Annotated in this window: 16 protein-coding genes and 1 other RNA gene; 16 read left to right on the top strand and 1 reads right to left on the bottom strand. The window is 63.7% G+C overall.

Going from position 1 to position 18,352, the window contains the following annotated elements:
• The first annotated feature begins 2 nt into the window (after positions 1 to 2).
• Positions 3 to 740 (top strand): respiratory nitrate reductase subunit gamma, encoded by a 738-nt coding sequence (gene narI / locus DQG18_RS09180; RefSeq protein WP_116653960.1) that lies wholly within the window; start codon positions 3 to 5, stop codon positions 738 to 740.
• Positions 737 to 1,579, top strand: coding sequence for a peptidylprolyl isomerase (locus DQG18_RS09175; RefSeq protein ID WP_116653959.1), 843 nt, complete (start codon positions 737 to 739; stop codon positions 1,577 to 1,579). Before narI ends, DQG18_RS09175 begins: the two co-directional genes overlap by 4 nt.
• Positions 1,580 to 1,788: 209 nt before the next feature.
• Here the strand turns inward: DQG18_RS09175 and DQG18_RS09170 are convergent, their stop codons facing one another.
• Entirely contained in the window at positions 1,789 to 3,978 is a 2,190-nt protein-coding gene (locus DQG18_RS09170) for an FdhF/YdeP family oxidoreductase (protein WP_116653958.1), read from the bottom strand.
• Positions 3,979 to 4,142: 164 nt separating this feature from the next.
• On the opposite strand from DQG18_RS09170, the gene DQG18_RS09165 reads away from it, so the two are divergent.
• From DQG18_RS09165 to murC, 14 genes are all read left to right on the top strand, one after another.
• Positions 4,143 to 4,880 carry a hypothetical protein gene (locus DQG18_RS09165; RefSeq protein WP_116653957.1) on the top strand — a complete coding sequence of 246 codons (738 nt, stop codon included), beginning with the start codon at positions 4,143 to 4,145 and terminating at the stop codon, positions 4,878 to 4,880.
• Between the two features lie 126 nt (positions 4,881 to 5,006).
• Positions 5,007 to 5,726, top strand: coding sequence for a J domain-containing protein (locus tag DQG18_RS09160; protein WP_116653956.1), 720 nt, complete (start codon positions 5,007 to 5,009; stop codon positions 5,724 to 5,726).
• Between the two features lie 37 nt (positions 5,727 to 5,763).
• An RNA gene (gene rnpB / locus DQG18_RS09155) (RNase P RNA component class A) lies at positions 5,764 to 6,138 on the top strand.
• 74 nt (positions 6,139 to 6,212) lie between these two features.
• Positions 6,213 to 6,455: an antitoxin gene (locus DQG18_RS09150; protein ID WP_116653955.1), complete on the top strand. Its 243-nt coding sequence runs from the start codon at positions 6,213 to 6,215 to the stop codon at positions 6,453 to 6,455.
• Positions 6,452 to 6,853, top strand: a complete 402-nt coding sequence (locus DQG18_RS09145) for a type II toxin-antitoxin system VapC family toxin (RefSeq protein ID WP_116653954.1) — start codon at positions 6,452 to 6,454, stop codon at positions 6,851 to 6,853. The genes DQG18_RS09150 and DQG18_RS09145 overlap by 4 nt, the downstream gene beginning before the upstream one ends.
• A 124-nt stretch (positions 6,854 to 6,977) precedes the next feature.
• The gene (gene rsmH, locus DQG18_RS09140) at positions 6,978 to 8,015 is read left to right on the top strand and encodes a 16S rRNA (cytosine(1402)-N(4))-methyltransferase RsmH (protein ID WP_116653953.1); all 1,038 of its coding nucleotides are present in this window, start codon (positions 6,978 to 6,980) and stop codon (positions 8,013 to 8,015) included.
• Between the two features lie 232 nt (positions 8,016 to 8,247).
• Complete coding sequence (gene ftsL / locus DQG18_RS09135; protein ID WP_116653952.1) at positions 8,248 to 8,637, top strand: cell division protein FtsL; 390 nt, start codon at positions 8,248 to 8,250, stop codon at positions 8,635 to 8,637.
• Positions 8,634 to 10,352 (top strand): peptidoglycan D,D-transpeptidase FtsI family protein, encoded by a 1,719-nt coding sequence (locus tag DQG18_RS09130; RefSeq protein ID WP_245958417.1) that lies wholly within the window; start codon positions 8,634 to 8,636, stop codon positions 10,350 to 10,352. Before ftsL ends, DQG18_RS09130 begins: the two co-directional genes overlap by 4 nt.
• Complete coding sequence (locus tag DQG18_RS09125) at positions 10,349 to 11,797, top strand: UDP-N-acetylmuramoyl-L-alanyl-D-glutamate--2,6-diaminopimelate ligase (protein WP_198669717.1); 1,449 nt, start codon at positions 10,349 to 10,351, stop codon at positions 11,795 to 11,797. The genes DQG18_RS09130 and DQG18_RS09125 overlap by 4 nt, the downstream gene beginning before the upstream one ends.
• 182 nt (positions 11,798 to 11,979) lie before the next feature.
• The gene (locus DQG18_RS09120) at positions 11,980 to 13,377 is read left to right on the top strand and encodes a UDP-N-acetylmuramoyl-tripeptide--D-alanyl-D-alanine ligase (protein WP_116653951.1); all 1,398 of its coding nucleotides are present in this window, start codon (positions 11,980 to 11,982) and stop codon (positions 13,375 to 13,377) included.
• 15 nt (positions 13,378 to 13,392) lie between these two features.
• Entirely contained in the window at positions 13,393 to 14,478 is a 1,086-nt protein-coding gene (gene mraY / locus DQG18_RS09115; protein ID WP_116653950.1) for a phospho-N-acetylmuramoyl-pentapeptide-transferase, read from the top strand.
• Positions 14,479 to 14,615: 137 nt separating this feature from the next.
• The gene (locus tag DQG18_RS09110) at positions 14,616 to 15,791 is read left to right on the top strand and encodes an FtsW/RodA/SpoVE family cell cycle protein (protein WP_116653949.1); all 1,176 of its coding nucleotides are present in this window, start codon (positions 14,616 to 14,618) and stop codon (positions 15,789 to 15,791) included.
• Positions 15,788 to 16,882: an undecaprenyldiphospho-muramoylpentapeptide beta-N-acetylglucosaminyltransferase gene (gene murG / locus DQG18_RS09105; protein ID WP_116653948.1), complete on the top strand. Its 1,095-nt coding sequence runs from the start codon at positions 15,788 to 15,790 to the stop codon at positions 16,880 to 16,882. Before DQG18_RS09110 ends, murG begins: the two co-directional genes overlap by 4 nt.
• Positions 16,879 to 18,309, top strand: a complete 1,431-nt coding sequence (gene murC, locus DQG18_RS09100) for a UDP-N-acetylmuramate--L-alanine ligase (protein ID WP_116653947.1) — start codon at positions 16,879 to 16,881, stop codon at positions 18,307 to 18,309. The genes murG and murC overlap by 4 nt, the downstream gene beginning before the upstream one ends.
• Positions 18,310 to 18,352 lie beyond the last annotated feature (43 nt).

Genomic DNA, 18,352 nt, shown 5'->3' with positions numbered 1-18,352 from the left:
CCATGCATGACTTCGTCTTCGGCATCTATCCTTACATCGCCATCAGCGTGATGGTGATAGCCAGCATCGCCCGCTATGAACGCGACCCCTTCACCTGGAAGTCCAAGTCGAGCCAGTTGCTGCGCAAGCGCCAGTTCATCGCGGGTTCGGTCCTGTTCCATGTCGGCATACTGGCGATCTTTGCAGGCCATCTGGTCGGGTTGCTTACGCCGGTCCAGGTGTTCGACGCATTGGGAGTGAGCCACGAGGCCAAGCAGATCCTTGCCATCTCAGCCGGTGGCGTAGCTGGCATCATGGCGCTCATCGGGGGAATGATGTTGCTGCACCGGCGTCTGTTCGATCCGCGTATCCGCGCCAACTCCACCTTGGCCGACACCGGTATCATGGTGTTGCTAATGGCGCAGTTGCTGCTTGGGCTGGCGTCAATCCTCGTCTCGCTGAATCATCTCGATGGCGAAGAAATGATCAAGCTGATGAACTGGGCGCAGGGCATAATCTATCTGCGCGCCGGCGCTGCTGACTATGTCACGGAGGTGCATTGGCTGTTCAAGGCGCATATCGCGCTCGGTCTGACCATCTTCCTCCTGTTTCCCTTCACCCGGCTCGTTCACATGTTCTCCGCGCCGCTGTGCTACCTGTGGCGGCCGGGTTATCAGATCGTACGCTCACGACGGGGGGCAAAACCAGCGCCGAGCGGGCTGAAGCCCTTGCCACGCACACATATGGAGCCGGGCGAATGAGGGTTATCGATCGGACCAATCGCCCGGTTCCCGTTACCGTCAATGGCGTCACCATCGCCGCCGAGGCAATCGCTTCGGAGGCGCAGAACCATCCCGCACCCAAGGGCCAGCCGGGCCGGGCATGGCTGGCGGCGACGCGCGCATTGGTGTTGCGCGAGCTGCTGTTGCAGGAGGCCTGTGCGCGCGGCATCGCGCCTGAACCGGTTGAAATCGAGGAGGGGAAGTGGGAAACGGACGAGGAAGCCCTGATCCGCCAGCTTCTCGAAACTGCCATCGTTCCGGCTGCGATCGATGAAGCGCGGTTGCGCGCGATCTATGATATGGCGCCGGACCGGTTTCGCGGCCCGTCGCTGTTCGAGGCGGCTCATATCCTTTTCCCCGTGCCCCCCGGCGACGCCGATGGCCGGGCATTGGCGCGCCGGCAGGCCGATGCCGTGCTTGCCGAGCTAAAACGCGACCCTCGCCGCTTTGCCGCCCTTGCCGCCGAATACAGCGCCTGTCCTTCGCGTGCCAATGGCGGTGTGCTCGGCCAGCTTGCTTCCGGTGATACGGTCCCCGAATTTGAGGCCGCGCTTGGCAGCATGGCGGAAGGCAGTATCTGCGATGCGCCGGTGGAAAGCCGCTATGGTGTTCACCTGATAAGGCTCGACGCGAAAATCCGCGGCGAAATCCTGCCCTTTACGGCAGTGCTGCCGCATCTGCACGAGGCACAGGAAAAGGCGGATTGGGTGCGCGCAAGCCGTTCCTACATCGATGAGCTTCTTGCCAGAGCTGTCGTGATGGGTATCGACATGAGTGAAACACCGACGGTGGAGGCGCCGTGCAGCAACAGCTGCTAGGGCAGTTCAGGTCTTGACGGAATCACCGAGGCTGTCCGCGTGCGGAAACGATGCTCTGGACCCCGGGAATAAATCCCGGGGTGACGGTGGAGTTTTGGGCAGCAGCTTGCCAAAAGCACCAGTGTCATTCCGGTATTCATTACCGGCAATCCAGTGCGATCTTTCAAAACACGCCGCTCTGTGCCGGTTCAATCAAGACCTGAAACAATCTAGACGTTCGCTACCCAGACCGGCACCGATTTGAAGGCCGGGGTCTTTGATCTGGGATCGATTTCCGTTCCCACCAGTACGTTGGCTTCGGGGTAATAGGCCAGCGCAGAGCCGCGGGGGACGTCGAAGGCGATGGCCTTGAGAGCCTTCATGGTTCCGCGTTCCGAGGCTATGTCGATGGGGTCGCCTTCGGTGACGCCGAGTTCAGCCATGTCCTCGACGTTGAGCAGCACCGACCAGCGGGGGGCCTGTTTGCGGTAGCTGTCCTTGTCCTCATAGACGATGGTGTTGAACTGGCCCTCGGACCGGATGGTCGCCAGCGTCAGGAGCTTGTGGCCGTTGGGGGCCTGCTTTTCCTTTGGCAGCGGGCAGACGACGAAATTGGCGCGCTTGTCCGGCGTGCTGAAGCTGGGGGTGTGCAGCAGGCGGTTGGCGATGTGGAACTCGCGCTTGGCGATGTCGATGTCCTTAATCGCTTCCATGCCGGGGACGATTTCGGCGATCGCTTCGCGGACCCTGGTGTGTTTCTTGAAGGGTGAGAAGTCTATGCCCATATCGGGCAGGATACGGGTGGCGATGTCGGTGAGGATGTCGCTTTCGGGGCGGACATTGGCGAGGCGGTCGATGCCGCCATCGGACAGGCGCACGAAGTTGAACATCGATTCCTGGGTGGTGGGCTGCCATTCCTCGTCGCGGGCGGTGACGGGCAGGATCAGCGCTTCGCTGTCGTCGTGGCCGAAGACGTGGCCGAGGTTGAGGGTGGTCGTCAAAAACAGTTTGAAGCCGATACGGTCGAGGGCTTCGCCGGCCCATCTGGTGTCGGGGGAGGCACCATAAAGGTTGCCGCCCATGATCACGGCAGCGTCGATATCGCCGCGATGGGCGGTGTGGAGGCACGCCATGGTGTCCATGCCCTCCTCGCGGGAGAGGGTGACGCCAAAGGCCTGTTCCATGCGCTGGAAGACGTCTTCGGCCAGCACCGGCTTGACGCCGATGGTGCCGATGCCCTGCACGTTGGAATGGCCACGGAGTGGCAGCAGCCCTGCGTGCTTCTTGCCCACCATGCCGCGCAACAGCGCAAGGTTGGCGATCATCTCGACGTTCTCGACGCCATGGACGTGATGGGTCATGCCCATGCCCCAGGCGAAAACGGCGTGTTCGGCCTTGCCGTAGCGGGTGGCGACGCGTTCGATCTCCTCGCGCGCGATGCCGGTGGCGGTGGTGATCTCATCCCATGAAAGGGCCTCGATATCGGCGCGGAATGCGGAAAATCCCGAGGTGTGGCTGGCGATGAACTCCGCGTTCTCCAGACCCTTTTCCATGAGCGCCTTGGCGATGCCCTTCATCAGCGCGATGTCGGCGCCGATGCGCGGCTGGAGATAATCGGAGGCGATCTCGTCGCCGCCCTTGAGCATGGAGGTCGGGGATTTGGGCACCGCGAACTTCACCAGCCCCGGCTCGCGGGCGGGGTTGATGACGATGACCTCACCGCCGCGATCGCGGCAGTTTTTCAGCATGTGGATGAAGCGCGGGTGGTTGGACGAGGGGTTGGCGCCGATCACGAAGATCATGTCGGTGCCCTTCAAATCAGCCAGTTCCACCGTCGCGGTGCCCTTGCCGATGGTGCTGGCAAGGCCCTCGGATGTTGCCTGGTGGCAATAATACGAACAGTTGTTGACGTTGTTGGTGCCGAAGGCGCGGGCGAGAAGCTGGAAGATGAACCCGGCTTCGTTGGACGAGCGCCCCGAGGAATAAAAGAAGGTGCGGGCCGGGGTGGTGGCGAGGAGCTTTTGCGCGGCGTAATCGAGCGCCCAGTCCCACGAGACGACGGAATACCCGTCCGCGCCCCTGGCTTTGTATACAGGATCGCCCAGCCGGCCGAGATGCTCCATCTCGCGGCCGGTCAACTCCTTGAGGTCCGCGAGCGGGTGCTGGAAGATGGCGTGGGGGATGGCGGGCTGGATGTCGGTGGACTGGGCCTGCACGCTCTTGTTGCACACCGAGGGGAACTCGCCCAACTCGTTGGTCATGCCGCCCTGCTGGCCGCCCATGCCGTAGGCGCACGCCTTGCAGGTGTTCTTGGCGGTCAACGCCTTGGCGGCCTTGCCGACCCCCATCCGGGCGACGGTCTGAAGGGTATAGAGGACCTTTTTGGGTCCGCCGCCGACGATCTGGTGTGCTTGCGACATGTATACATTCTCCTGTGGGATCAGTATGCGCGCGGGCGCAAAGGGTTGCAACCATGCTTTGGGCGGGGGCGTTCAGGGTCAGTTCACCAAACTGCTGCCATGATCGGAGGCGAGAAGCATCCTGCGGGGGATGCAGGCCGGAGGGCCATTTCAAGGATTTGACGATGCTTTCAAAACCCATCGCATCGGGGATCATGCTCACCGCCATCATCTTGCTTGGCGGCGGGGCGCTGTTGCAGCAGGACGGAGCGGACGAGCAGGCGGGCGTCGTGGCCATAACGCCCGAGGCCGAAACCGCGCCCGAGCGCGCGGCCAGTGCGCCGAGCCGGGTGGTGGACAGCGCGGGCTTTCCCGTGGTGCCCGAGGACGCGGCGGATGAAGAGGTGGCAGAGACGCGGCCCATCGTGACCGTTAATGGCCGTCCGCTCAACGGCGGCACGGTGCAGCCGGCGCCCGAGGCGGTGGCGGAGAGGCCATTGCCGGTGGAGGCCGAAGAGACGAATGTGCCCGAGGCCAGCGAGACGGTGGCCGTTGCCGAGCCGCCCCGGCCCATACCGCGCCCCGAAGGGTTGGCCGGTCCCCGGCAGCAGCCGATCGATTATGATGCCATTGCCGCGATTGCCCATGGCGAGGATGGCGCGGTGCCCGAGACGGGAAAATTCATGTCGCTCCAAGAGCGGCAGGCGCTGGTCGCGCCGCAACCTCGCAACGGGTATCTGGCGCCGGACGATCCGCGCCGCCAGGGGCTGGTAGCGGTGGTGGGGCCGGATGGCGAGCCCATCTGGATCTATGAGGAGCAGATGCGCGCTGGCGTCCCGGGGAACAGTGGTGCTAGGTTCAGTACCCGTCGGGTACAGTCGAACCCGTACGGGTTCGTTTATGAAGATTATTATGGCTGGTAGCGAATCGTGACTTGCGGCACCTCTACATGCGCCGGTCGGGACTGCCCGCCATTTGCCGGATGGCTGGAGGGTGCGGTTGCCCGCGTCGTCCATTACGCCCGGTCGCTGGTTTTGCGGAAAAGGCATATGTCGATTTGGGAGCGGTTATCGGCCTTTCTGGGGTCGTTTTCTGATGGGGTCGTGCAGATGCTCGACCCGGACAACTGGCTGCCGGGAGGGCGGGACACGGCCTTTACCATGTCGATCATCGCGCTTTCGGCCAAGATGGCGGTGGCCGATGGAGTGGTGAGCATCCGCGAGATTTCGACCTTCCACAAGCTGGTCGACATTCCCGAGGGGGCGGACCCGCATGTGGACCGGTTCTTTGCGCTGGCGCGGCAGGACACCGCCGGGTTCGACAGCTACGCGAGAAAAGTGCGCAAGCTCTTTATCGACAGTCCGGCAACGCTCGAACACGTGCTCGATGCGCTGTTCGAGATCGCGACGGCGGACGGGTTCGTGCACCCGGACGAGATGGACTATCTGCGCGCGATCAACGATATCTTCGGGTTCGACGCGGTGCGGTTCGAGCAGATCGCGTCCCAGCACGTGCTTTTGCCCAACGGACACCGGGACCCCTATGCGGTGCTGGGGCTGGCGCCCGATGCGCCGGACGAGGAATTGCGCCGGGCTTACCGGCGGCTGGTGGCCGAGCACCATCCAGACCGCATGGTCGCCAAGGGCGTGCCCGCCGATCTCATGGGGCTGGCAACGGCGAAGCTGGCGGCGATCAACACGGCCTATGGGGACATCACAAGAGCACGCGGGCTGCGGCCCGCGCTGAGCGCGCCCGCGGTCGACGCTTGACGCGCGGGGTGTGGCGACCCTACATCACCATCCATCACCAGTCGGCCGGGCGGCCGCTCTCCTTTGCGGAGGGAGGAAAGTCCGGGCTCCACGGAAACACGGTGCCGGATAACGTCCGGCGGGGGCGACCCCAGGGAAAGTGCCACAGAAAGCAAACCGCCCCGGTTTTCCGGGGTAAGGGTGAAAGGGTGCGGTAAGAGCGCACCGGGCGTCCGGCAACGGAGGCCGCACGGTAAACCCCACCGGGAGCAAAACCGAATAGGGACGATGGGAGCTTGCTCCGGCCATGTTTTCGCGGCTTGTCGTCCGGGTTGGTTGCACGAGGGTTCCAGCAATGGGACTCCCAGATGAATGGCCGCCACGTGGGGGAAACCCCGCCATACAGAACCCGGCTTACAGGCCGACTGGTGATCTTGCGCTTTTCTACGTTGTTTATTAGGCACAATATGCTATATATATTTGGCATATCTCACAAGGTGACCTGTCGTGGAAACAGCAAAAATTTTCTGGTCAGGCCGGTCGCAGGCGGTCCGCTTGCCCAAAGCATTTCGTTTCGATGGCGATGAGGTGCGTATTCGCCGCCGTGGCAAGTCGATCGTACTGGAGCCGATCGCGAGTGATTGGCTATGGCTCGATGGTGTGACCGGGTCTGTGGATGATGATTTTGAGCAGGCGGCGACTGAAATTCCCGCCGAACAGGATCGCCCGGACCTGGATGTTTTCGAGTGAAATATCTGCTCGATACCAACGCGATCATTGCACTTCTCAAAGGCAATTCTGTCCTTGTCGCCCGGATCAAGGCGCATCGTCCGGATGCGTTCGGTGTGTCCTCCATTGTCATGCATGAACTCTATTATGGAGCTTATAAAAGCCGGCGCCTCGACGCCAATCTCGAACGTGTCGAAGCCTTGCGGTTCGAGACTGTCGATTTTGATGCTGAAGATGCGCGTGTTGCCGGGCAAATCCGGGCTCAACTTGCGTCGGCCGGCATGCCGGTAGGACCCTATGACGTGCTGATCGCAGGGCAAGCGATGGCGCGGTCACTGAGGCTCATTTCCCGCAACATGCGTGAATTTTCCCGCATCAACGGTCTTGCCGTCGAAGATTGGGAAACCGCGCCGGATTAGCGTGGCGTCCGAACCCGTTTGGGAAACAGAATCTTAAAGCCTGCCGTGCAATGAGTTTCAAAGTGGCGCAATGCCGCCTTGTTGTTGCGTGATTTGCAGGGGCCGCGGGCTAGAGTTTGACCTGATGGGCGAAGCGTTTTCCCCCCATGATCCGGTGTTGTTGACCGAGGTGCTCGATGCGCTGGCGCCGCGACCCATGCCTGGTCGCGCGGTCGAACCGAAAAAGTCTGCAACTTTTTCTGACCGCGCTCTGGCGGACGCGTGCGTGGTCGATGGCACGTTCGGGGCCGGGGGGTATTCGCGTGCGCTGCTGGACGCGGGTGCGCGGGTGGTGGGGATCGATCGCGACCCGAGCGTTGCGCCGTTCGTGGCCGCGCTTTCGGAAGATTACCCGCAAAGATTCGGGTTTGTCGCCGGGCGGTTTGCCGAGCTCGATGAACTGGCCGGGGACGGGCCGGTTGATGGCGTGGTGCTCGATATCGGCGTCAGCTCGATGCAGCTCGACCAGAGCGAGCGCGGGTTTTCCTTCATGCGGGCGGGGCCGCTCGACATGCGCATGAGCATGGAAGGGGAAAGCGCTGCCGATCTGGTCAATACGCTCGACGAGACGGCGCTGGCCAATCTCATTTTCGCCTATGGCGAGGAGCGCGCCTCGCGGCGCATTGCAAAGGCCATCGTTTCGGTGCGGGCCGATGCGCCCATCACCGATACGAAAGCGCTGGCGGATCTCATTGAAAAGACCATCGGACGCAGGCCGGGCGGGCCACATCCGGCGACGCGGACGTTCCAGGCGTTGCGCATCGCGGTCAACCGCGAGTTCGATGAACTGGTGGAGGGGCTGTTCGCCGCCGAAAGGCTTTTGGGCGAGGGCGGGCGGCTGGCGGTTGTGACGTTCCATTCGCTCGAGGACCGGATCGTCAAACGGTTTTTCGACGCCGACAAGGCAGCGGGCACGCAGAGCAGGCACATGCCGATGGCGCAGAAATCGGAAGCGCGGTGGGCGCCCGTACGCAAGCCGATCAAGGCTGGCGAGGCGGAACTGGCGAAAAATCCGCGCGCGCGGTCGGCGACCTTGAGGAGCGCGGTGCGGACGGGTACGGCGGCGCGGGCAGTGAGCGTGGCCGGGCTTGGCGTGCCGGGGTTCAGGGGGGCGGCGCGATGAATATGTGCTTGTGGCTTCACCCCTCCCCAGCCCTCCCCATCAAGGGGAGGGTGCTTTTCGGGTTTGTGGTTGGGCTTTTGGGGAAGCTGTTGGCTTGGGCTACCCCCACCCCTAACCCCTCCCCTCAAGGGGGAGGGGAATCCTTTCCGTGGCTTTGGCATGTGTTGGCGGCGAGCACGAAACAGTCCCCCTCCCCCTTGAGGGGAGGGGTTAGGGGTGGGGGTTTCTTGCGATGAACGCCTTCCTCTACAGGCTCAATATCTGCCTTGCCATCGTCGCCGCCGTGGCGTTGGTGGGGGTTTATGGGCAGAAGCATCTGGCGGAGCGGACGGCGAGTGAGATTCGGGTGCTGGAGAACAGGATTGCCGACCAACAGGCCGATCTTTCCATTCTCAAGGCCGACTGGGCCTATCTCAACCAGCCCACCCATATCCAGCCGATCGTCGACCGGCACAGCGAGGCGCTGAATTTGCAGATCGCGGCGGCCAGTCAGTTCGGTTCGTTCGATGATCTGCCGATGCGGCCGCAGATGCGGCTCGATACCGAATCGCTCGATGCGCTGTTCGAGGCGATCGAAGCAGGCGAGGATCCGATCGGGGCATTGCTGGAGGACATGTTGTGAGCGCTGTTTCCAGCACCGGGCCAACCATTTCGATCGAAGGCTCGCGCAAGGCGCGGGGGAACCTGACGCAACGGCGCATCCGCTGGGCGATGGCGTTCGTTGCGATCGTCTTTGCCGTCATGGGCGCGCGGCTGGTGACGCTGGCCAATGTCGAGGTCGACACGACTATCGAGGGGCGGGCGCGCGATGCGATCACGGCATCGCGGCCGCCGATCCTCGACCGCAACGGGATCGAGATGGCGGTGGACATCAGGGTGCCGTCGCTGTTTGCCGAACCGCGCCGGATCATCGATGTCGAGGAGGCGGCGGACGCGATCCGGACGGTGCTGCCCAATATCGACCGCAAGTGGCTGGTGCAGCGGCTGACCGGGGACAGGGGGTTCGTGTGGGTGGCGCGGGAACTGACGCCCGCTCAGCAGGACCGCATCATGCAACTGGGGATTCCGGGGCTCGACTTCCTTGTCGAAAGCAAGCGGTTCTATCCCGGCGGGTCGGTCGCCGCCCATGTAATGGGCGCGGTCAATGTGGACAATGTCGGGATCGCGGGGATCGAAAAGCACCTCGACGACGACAATCTTGCGCTGCTCCAGGAACTGGGACTGGCGCGCGGCAATGCGATGACGCCGGTGAACCTGTCGATCGACCTGCGGGTGCAGCACGCGCTTTATTCAGAATTGACCGATGCGCTGACGCGCTATCAGGCGGTGGCGGCGGCGGGCGCCATCATGGATGTGCGGACCGGGGAGATCGTCGCCATGGTCTCGCTGCCCGATTTCGATCCCAACAACCCTGCGACCATCCTTGAAGAAGGGCGGTTCAACCGCATGACGGCGGGCAAGTTTGAGCCCGGTTCTACCTTCAAGACCATCACGATCGCAGGGGCGTTGGAATCCGGGGCGGTCACGATCACCGACAGGGTCGATGCGCGGTTCGACATGCGGTTCGGACGGTTTTCGATTTCCGATTATCGCGGACAGTACAGGATACTGACCGTGCCCGAGGTTTACCGTCACTCGTCCAATATCGGCACCATCCGCATCATGCAGGCGATGGGGAAGGAAAACTTCCGCGCTTTCATCACGCGGATGGGCCTGGAGGGGATGCCACAGATCGAACTGCCCGAACGTACGGCCTCTGCGATCCCGCCCACCTTTTCCGAAGTGGGGGCGGCGACCGCCTCGTTCGGGCACGGGCTGAGCGTCACCCCGCTGCAAATGCTGACGGCGCACGCAGCGCTGGTCAATGGCGGATACCTGATGCCCGCGACGCTGTTTGCGCGCAGTGAAGAGGAGGCGATGGCGCTTTCGACCCCGGTGATCTCGGGGCGAACCAGCGCCTATGTCCGCTATCTGATGCGGCTCAACGGCGTCGTGGGGTCGGGCAGCACCGGAAACAGGATCGCCGCCGGCTATCGCTGGGGTGGCAAGACGGGTACGGCCGAGAAGGTCATCGATGGCCGCTATTCGAGCGCCAAGGTCACGAACTTTTTTGCTTCGGCGTTTCCGCTCGACGATCCGCGCTATGCCATGGTCATCCTGGTCGACGAGCCGCAGCCGGAAAACGCCCAGACGGGCCGCACGGCGGGCTGGAATGCGGGGCAGGTTTCGGCCAGGGTCGTGACGCGGGTCGCACCCATGCTTGGCATCCAGCCCAATTCCGATCCATCTCTTGATGCAGGGCTCGTGCCGCCCGAACTTCGTTCCGAGGACCTATGATCTTGCCTTACGCGCTTTCAAAACTGATCGAGGGGGTGACGCATGCCGGTCCGGTGCCAGCGCTCGATGTTGAAGGTATCAATGCCGACAGCCGGCTGATCGGAGCGGACGAGGCGTTCTTTGCGCTGCCCGGCGCGCGCGGGCACGGCAACGTCTATTCGCGCGACGCGGCGGGCCGGGGGGCATCTGTGCTGGTGACCGACAAGGCCCCGAAGACCGATCCGGGCATCCCGGTGGTGCTCGTAAAGGATGTGCGGGCGGCCTATGCCAAGGCGGCCGCCCTGGTCGCCGGGCAGCAGCCCAAAAACTGCGTTGCGGTAACGGGCACCAACGGGAAGACCTCGGTCGTCTCCTTCCTGCGCCAGATCTGGACCTATGCGGGGATAAAGGGGGCGAGCGTGGGGACGCTGGGCGTGATGGCGGGAGGCCGGCACGTGCCGGGCGAGTTGACGACGCCGGACCCCTTGACGCTGCATCGCACGCTGGCCGAACTCAAGGCCGAAGGGATCGAGCACGTGGCGATCGAGGCGTCGAGCCACGGGATCGACCAGCGGCGGCTGGACGGGGTGAAGTTCAGGGCGGTGGCCTTTACCAACCTTTCGCGCGACCATCTCGATTATCACCAGACCATCGAGAACTATCGCGACGCCAAGCTCAGGCTGTTCCGCGAACTGATCACCGGCAAGGCGACGGCGGTGGTGGATGCGGGGAGCGAAGAGGGCCTGCCCTTCATGTTCGCGGCGCTCGACAAGGGCGCAACGGTTTTCACCGTGGGCGAGGGCGGCGCGCATATCGATGTGGAAAGCGTTGTGAGCGAAGGGTTCGGCCAGCGGGTCAAGGGCAAACTGGTGGGCGAGCCGATAGAGTTCCTGCTCCCGCTGGTGGGGCGCTTCCAGGTGGACAATGCGGTGGTGGCCGCAGGGCTCGCCACGGCGACCGGGGTGGACAACAAGACCGCTATTGCCGCACTGGAACATCTGAAAGGCGCCAAGGGACGGCTCGAAATGGTGGCGCAGAGGGGCGGACGGGCGGTGTTCGTCGATTACGCGCACACGCCGGATGCGCTGGAGAACGCGCTGGAATCGCTGAGACCCTTTGCCAAGGGCAGGCTGACGGTGGTTTTCGGCTGTGGCGGGGATCGCGACAAGGGCAAGCGCCCGGAAATGGGCAAAATCGCCGGGGCGCTGGCCGATACCGTGATCGTCACCGATGACAACCCCAGGACCGAGAAGGCCGAGACCATCCGCGCGCAGATCCTTGCGGCGGTGCCGGGAGCGACCGAGATCGCCGACCGTGCCGAAGCCATCGGCCACGCGATTGCCGAAATGGGGGATCACGACGTGGTGCTCGTGGCCGGGAAGGGGCATGAGGACTATCAGATCGTGGGTAAGACCAGACATCACTTCTCGGATCACGAGGTGGTGTTGGAGGCTTTTGGGGAATAGGGGTGGTTCTGGCTTTTGAGGGAAACGGCATGCTCTTGCGATTGCGGGGATACCGCGCTGGATTCCGGCAATAAATGCCGGAATGACAATAGTTTTTTTTGTGAGAGTCTACCACGGTCGCCACGTCACCCCGGTATTTATTACCGGGGTCCAGAGCAAAGCCGGACGCAAACGCCAAACCCATGACCCCGCTCTATTCCATTGCCGAAATCATCGCCGCCACTGGTGGTGAAGCGCTGAACGTTGCCGCCGACGCCGTTTCTTCCATTTCCATAGATTCCCGCGAGATCGCGCCGGGTGCGCTGTTCGTTGCGATCCGGGGGGAGAATTTCGATGGGCATGATTTTGTCGCCGGGGCCATCGAGGCCGGGGCGGTGGCGGCGATGGTGAGTGCGGAGAGAGCCGAAGGACTTGAGGGGTTGCCGCTGATCGTCGTGCGGGATGCGCTGGAAGGGCTTTATGGGCTGGCGCGGTTTTCGCGCGAGCGGTCCAAGGCACGGGTCGTGGCGGTGACGGGGAGTGTGGGCAAGACCTCGGTCAAGGAGGCGATCAGGGCGGTCATGGCGGCGCATGGGCGCACGCACGCGTCGATCAGGAGTTTCAACAACCATTGGGGCGTGCCGCTGATGGTGGCGCGGATGCCCGCCGATGCCGAATATGGAGTGTTCGAGATCGGCATGAGCGCGGCGGGCGAGATCACGCCGCTTTCCCAACTGGTGCGGCCGCATGTGGCGGTGATTACGACGGTTGCGCCGGCCCATCTTGAGTTTTTCGCTTCCGAGGCGGCAATTGCCGATGCCAAGGCGGAAATTCTCGCCGGGCTGGAGCCGGGTGGGCAGGTTATCCTCGGGGCGGATCATCCCAATATCGGGCGGCTGCGCGACCATGCCCGCAGCGCCGGGGTGGATGCCGTTACCTATGGGTTCGACGCGCAGGCCGATGTGCGGCTGGAAGGATATCGCGGCAGCGCCGAAGGGGGTGGTGCGCGGCTTTCTGGCAATGGCCTCGATGTCGAGCTGAAGGTCGCGACGCCGGGCAGGCATACGCTGGCCAATGGTGCGGGCGCCTTGCTGGCGGCGCGGGAGGCCGGGGTGCCGGTGGAGGTGGCGATTTCGGTGCTGGCGCGGCACGGAGCGCCCGAGGGAAGGGGGCTTGCCTATCGGCTGGGGCCCGAGCCCAACCCGCTGGTGCTGGTGGATGAAAGCTATAACGCCAATCCCGCCTCGATGCGCGCGGCGCTCGATGTGTTCGGGCAGATGAAGGCGCAGGGCGGAAGGCGGGTGCTGGTGCTGGGCGACATGCGGGAGCTGGGCGCCGGGGCGGATGAACTGCACCGCGCGCTCGTTCCCGCGATCCTTGCCGCCGCGCCCGATGCGGTGTGGCTGGCGGGCGCACATATGGAGGCGCTGGCCGGGCTGTTGCCCGAAGGACTGGTTGCGGGACATGCAACAGTGGCCGAGGAAATTTTCCAACGCATCGCGGGCGGCCTTGCCTATGGGGACCTGATTATGATCAAAGGATCGAATTCACTCCGGCTGGGTGCCCTTGCGGGCGAGATTCGCAGCCGCTTCGGCCAATAAGAGTCGGCAGGCCAGATGCTCTATTTCCTCCAGCAGTTCGCAGAGACGATCACCGCGTTCAACGTCTTCCGCTACCTCTCGTTCAGAACCGGCGGGGCGATCATCACCGCGCTGTTCTTTGTGTTCCTGTTCGGTCCCGGCATGGTCGCGGCGCTGCGCATAAGGCAGGGCAAGGGCCAGCCGATCCGTGAGGATGGTCCGGCGAGCCATCTGGTCAACAAGAAGGGCAAGCCCACCATGGGCGGGCTGATGATCCTGTCGGGCGCGCTGGTGTCGATCCTTTTGTGGGCCGACCTTTCCAACGTCTATGTGTGGGCGGTGCTGCTGGTGACCACCGGCTTCGGGCTGGTGGGGTTCTACGACGACTATCTCAAGGTCAAGCACCAGAACCACAAGGGGTTCGGCGGCAAGGCACGGCTGGCCATCGAGACGGTCATCGCGGTGGTGGCGTGCCTGATGATCGCGGGGCAGACGGGGGAGCCTTATGGCACATCGGTGCTGTTTCCGTTCGTCAAGGACCTCGCGCTCGACCTCGGCATCTTCTTTTTCGTCTTCGGGGCGTTCGTTATCGTGGGGGCGGGCAATTCGGTCAATCTGACCGACGGGCTGGACGGGCTCGCCATCGTGCCAGTGATGATCGCGGCGGCGGCGTTCGGGTTGATCGCCTATCTGGTCGGCAACCAGGTCTATTCCGATTATCTGTTCATCAACTTCGTGCCCGGCACGGGGGAGTTGGCGATCGTCTGCGGGGCGCTGATCGGGGCTGGGCTGGGCTTTTTGTGGTTCAACGCGCCGCCCGCCCAGATCATCATGGGCGATACGGGCTCGCTATCGCTGGGCGGCGCGCTGGGGACCATCGCGGTCGCCACCAAGCACGAGATCGTCATGGCGATCATCGGCGGGCTGTTCGTGCTCGAAGCGGTTTCGGTGATCGTGCAGGTGGTGTCGTTCCGGCTGACCGGCAAGCGCGTCTTCAAGATGGCGCCCATCCATCACCATTTCGAGCATCTGGGCTGGACGGAAAGCCAGATCGTCATCCGCTTCTGGATCATCGCGATGGTGCTGGCGCTGATCGGGCTGAGTTCGCTCAAACTCAGGTAGAGGGCGAATAGGGAATGACGAATGGTTTCCATTCGCTACTTCCTATTCGCTATTCGCCCTCCCGCATGGTTGCGAAATGGTAACCAGTTGGGTGCTATTTGTTGCATTCTGCAAGAGTAGTGCCGGAGTATCCCGCCTTGGCCGCGATCAACGCCTGGTTTTCCCGTGAACGCAAGACGCCCATCGCCGAGTGGTGGTGGACGGTCGACCGTGAACTTTTGTTTTCGCTGGTCGCGCTGCTGGTCTTTGGGGTTTTGCTCAGCTTTGCGGCGAGCCCGTCAGTGGCCGAGCGGCTGGGATATGGCTCGTGGCACTTCACCCAGCGCCATATCCTGTTCGCTGGGGCGGGGCTGATGGTGATGGTTGGCATTTCGATGCTCAACGCCCGGTGGGTGCGGGTGTTTTCACTCGCAACGCTGGTGGTCTTTACCGTGATGCTGGCGCTGACCTTGCGCTACGGCGCCGAGATCAAGGGCGCGACCCGGTGGCTGCATATCATGGGGCAGTCGGTGCAGCCTTCCGAATTCGTCAAGCCCGGCTTTGCCATCATTTCGGCCTGGCTGATCAGCGAGCAGATGAAGCGCAGGGACGTGCCGGGGCATATCCTGGCGCTGGTGCTGGTGACGACCATTGTGGCGCTTTTGCTGTTGCAGCCGGACGTAGGGCAGACGGCGCTGGTGTTGGCGACCTACGGGGCGTTGCTGTTTCTTTCAGGCATTTCGTGGTGGGTGATCGCGGTGCTGGGCGGGCTGTCGGCGATACTGGGCGGGATGGCGTATCTGTTCTTCCCGCACGTCGCGCGACGTATCGATGCCTTCATCAATCCGGAAACCGGAGACAACTATCAGGCCGACCGGGCGCTCGAATCGCTTCTGGAGGGCGGGTGGTTTGGCAAGGGGCCGGGCGAGGGGATCGCCAAGCGCTATCTGCCGGACGCCCATGCGGACTTCGTCTTCGCGGCGGGGGCGTCGGAATTCGGGATTCTCTTTTCGCTCGTGCTGGTGGGGCTGATCGCGTTCATCGTCCTGCGCGCACTGGTGCTGGCGCAACAGCAGCAGAGCCTTTTCAACCGGCTCGGCGCGAGCGCGCTGGCGGTACTGTTCGGGGTGCAGTCGGCGATCAACCTGACGGTGAACCTCAACCTCATCCCGCCCAAGGGCATGACGCTGCCGTTCGTTTCCTATGGCGGCACCTCGATGGTTGCGGTGGGGCTGACCATGGGGATGCTTCTCGCCCTGACGCGGCGGAAACCGGAGGAAACCTTTGCGACGGGCTTGCCTATCCGCAGCGCGCTCAGCAAAGAAGAGCCATGAGCAAATTCGCATTGATGGCCGGCGGCACGGGGGGGCATCTGTTTCCCGCGCTGGCGCTGGCCCAGGAACTCAATCGCCGGGGCCACGAAATTCACCTTGTGACCGACAAGCGCGTGACCCGGTATGGCGGAGCCTTCCCGGCGCGCGAAATCCATGTGGTGCCCGCCGCGACGCCCTCGATCCGCAACCCGGTAAAGTTCCTGAAGGCCGGGCTGACCATCATGGGCGGGGTTTCAAGGGCCTGGGGCATATTGCGCAGGATCGACCCCGATGCGGTGGTGGGGTTCGGGGGCTATCCGTGCTTTCCGCCCTTTCTTGCCGCATCCCTGCTGGGCGTGCCCGGGGTGCTCCATGAGCAGAATGCGGTGCTGGGCCGGGCCAATCGCGCGCTGGCGCGGTTTGCCGACATGCTGGCGATGAGCTTTGCCGAGACCGAGCATGCGCAGCGCTATCGGTTGAAAAAGGTCGTGACGGGCAATCCGGTGCGCGACCGGGTGATCTCGGCGGCCGATACGCCCTATACACCGATCGACCCCAGGGGCGAGGTGCGGCTGCTGGTGTTCGGAGGGAGCCAGGGCGCGCGGGTGTTTTCCGATCTCGTCCCCGAGGCGATCGCGTTGATCGACGAGCCCTTGCGGCGGCGGCTGGTGGTGACCCAGCAGGCGCGCGAGGAAGACTTGGAGCGCGTGACGGACCGCTATCGGGCCGCGCGGGTCAATGTCGAGCTAGCCGCGTTCTTTGAGGATTTGCCCGAGCGGATCGCCCGGAGCCATCTCGTGATCGGGCGGGCGGGGGCCTCGACGGTGGCGGAACTGACGGTCATCGGGCGTCCGGCGATCCTCGTGCCGCTGCCCGGATCGCTCGATCAGGACCAGCGCGCCAACGCGCTGTTTGTCGAAAAATCAGGGGGCGCGTGGCTGGCCGACCAGGCCACGCTTTCACCGCAATCTCTTGCGACCCAGCTTCACGATTTGTTGAGTGCGCCGGAGCGGCTTGCCACCGCCGCCCAGAGCGCCAAAGCCATCGGCATGCCCGACGCGGTATCGCGGCTCGCAGACCTCGCCGAACAAGCCGCAAAGGGGACCTCATGAACACAAAGATGCCTACCGCCATCGGGCCCGTCCATTTCGTCGGCATCGGCGGGATCGGCATGAGCGGGATCGCCGAAGTGCTGCACACGCAGGGCTATACGGTGCGCGGCTCGGACATGGCGATCAACCCCAACGTGCAGCGTTTGCAAGCCATGGGCATTCATGTGGAGATCGGCCAAAGGGCCGAAAACCTCGCCGATGCGGCGGTGGTGGTCATTTCCTCGGCGATCAGGAAGGACAACCCCGAACTGGCCGAGGCGCGGGCGCGGGGGCTGCCTGTCGTGCGCCGGGCGGAAATGCTGGCCGAGATCATGCGGTTCAAGAATTGCGTCGCCATCGGGGGCACCCATGGCAAGACGACGACGACCTCGATGGTTGCTGCGTTGCTCGATGCGGGCCGGTTCGACCCCACGGTCATCAATGGCGGCATCATCAACGCCTATGGCACCAATGCGCGGCTGGGGCAGGGCGACTGGATGGTGGTCGAGGCCGACGAGAGCGACGGCACCTTCATCAAGCTGCCCGCCGATGTGGCGGTCATCACCAATATCGATCCCGAGCACCTCGACCATTACAAGGATTTCGACGGGGTCAAAAAGGCGTTCCGGCAATTCGTGGACAACGTGCCGTTCTATGGTTTCGCCGTGATGTGCCTCGATCACCCCACGGTTCAGGCGCTGGTCGGCGAGGTCGAGGACCGGCGCGTCATCACCTATGGGCAGAACCAGCAGGCCGATGTGCGGCTGGTGGATGTGGAAGGCCAGAACGGCACGTCGCGGTTCTCCGTCGTCATCCGCGACCGGGTGACGGGCGAAGAGCGGATGATCGAGCGGCTGGAGTTGCCGATGCCGGGGCTGCACAATATCCTCAATGCGACGGCGGCGATTGCGGTGGCCGACCAACTCGGCATTTCGGCGGACGATATCCGCGCCGGGCTCAAGGGGTTCGGCGGGGTCAAGCGGCGGTTCACCTGTACGGGGGTCGTCGACGGAGTGACGGTGATCGACGATTACGGGCACCATCCGGTGGAGATTTCCTCGGTGCTGCGCGCGGCGCGGCAATCGGCGCGGCGCGACGTGATCGCGGTGGTGCAGCCGCATCGCTATTCGCGCCTGCGTGATCTGTTCGACGAATTTTCGGCCTGCTTTTACGACGCGGATACGGTGCTGGTCGCGCCGGTCTATGCGGCGGGCGAGGCACCGCTTGAAGGCGTGACCAATGCCGAACTCGTGGATCGCATCCGCGCGCTCGGGCACCGGGACGCGCGGGCGATCGCAGGCCCCGAAGAGCTTGCGCCGCTATTGGCTGGGCGGGTCGCGGCGGGCGACTACGTGGTCTGCCTCGGCGCGGGTAACATCACGGCCTGGGCAGCGGCGCTGCCGGGGGAACTGGAAAAGGTGTTGAGGCTCGACAAGGCCAGCGCGTGAGGGTTTGGGGGCTTTGGCAGGCACCGCAGCCCCCTCATCCGAC

The organism is Pelagibacterium sediminicola (assembly GCF_003390885.1).
Taxonomy (GTDB): domain Bacteria; phylum Pseudomonadota; class Alphaproteobacteria; order Rhizobiales; family Devosiaceae; genus Pelagibacterium; species Pelagibacterium sediminicola.
This window is presented reverse-complemented; position numbering and strand designations above follow the sequence as displayed.

Excerpts from the sequence above, each read along its gene's own strand:
- narI (WP_116653960.1), top strand. The coding sequence starts at position 3 with ATGCATGACTTCGTCTTCGGCATCTATCCTTACATCGCCATCAGCGTG.
- DQG18_RS09175 (WP_116653959.1), top strand. The coding sequence starts at position 737 with ATGAGGGTTATCGATCGGACCAATCGCCCGGTTCCCGTTACCGTCAAT.
- DQG18_RS09170 (WP_116653958.1), bottom strand. The coding sequence starts at position 3,978 with ATGTCGCAAGCACACCAGATCGTCGGCGGCGGACCCAAAAAGGTCCTC.
- DQG18_RS09165 (WP_116653957.1), top strand. The coding sequence starts at position 4,143 with ATGCTTTCAAAACCCATCGCATCGGGGATCATGCTCACCGCCATCATC.
- DQG18_RS09160 (WP_116653956.1), top strand. The coding sequence starts at position 5,007 with ATGTCGATTTGGGAGCGGTTATCGGCCTTTCTGGGGTCGTTTTCTGAT.
- rsmH (WP_116653953.1), top strand. The coding sequence starts at position 6,978 with ATGGGCGAAGCGTTTTCCCCCCATGATCCGGTGTTGTTGACCGAGGTG.
- ftsL (WP_116653952.1), top strand. The coding sequence starts at position 8,248 with ATGAACGCCTTCCTCTACAGGCTCAATATCTGCCTTGCCATCGTCGCC.
- DQG18_RS09125 (WP_198669717.1), top strand. The coding sequence starts at position 10,349 with ATGATCTTGCCTTACGCGCTTTCAAAACTGATCGAGGGGGTGACGCAT.
- DQG18_RS09120 (WP_116653951.1), top strand. The coding sequence starts at position 11,980 with ATGACCCCGCTCTATTCCATTGCCGAAATCATCGCCGCCACTGGTGGT.
- mraY (WP_116653950.1), top strand. The coding sequence starts at position 13,393 with ATGCTCTATTTCCTCCAGCAGTTCGCAGAGACGATCACCGCGTTCAAC.
- murG (WP_116653948.1), top strand. The coding sequence starts at position 15,788 with ATGAGCAAATTCGCATTGATGGCCGGCGGCACGGGGGGGCATCTGTTT.
- murC (WP_116653947.1), top strand. The coding sequence starts at position 16,879 with ATGAACACAAAGATGCCTACCGCCATCGGGCCCGTCCATTTCGTCGGC.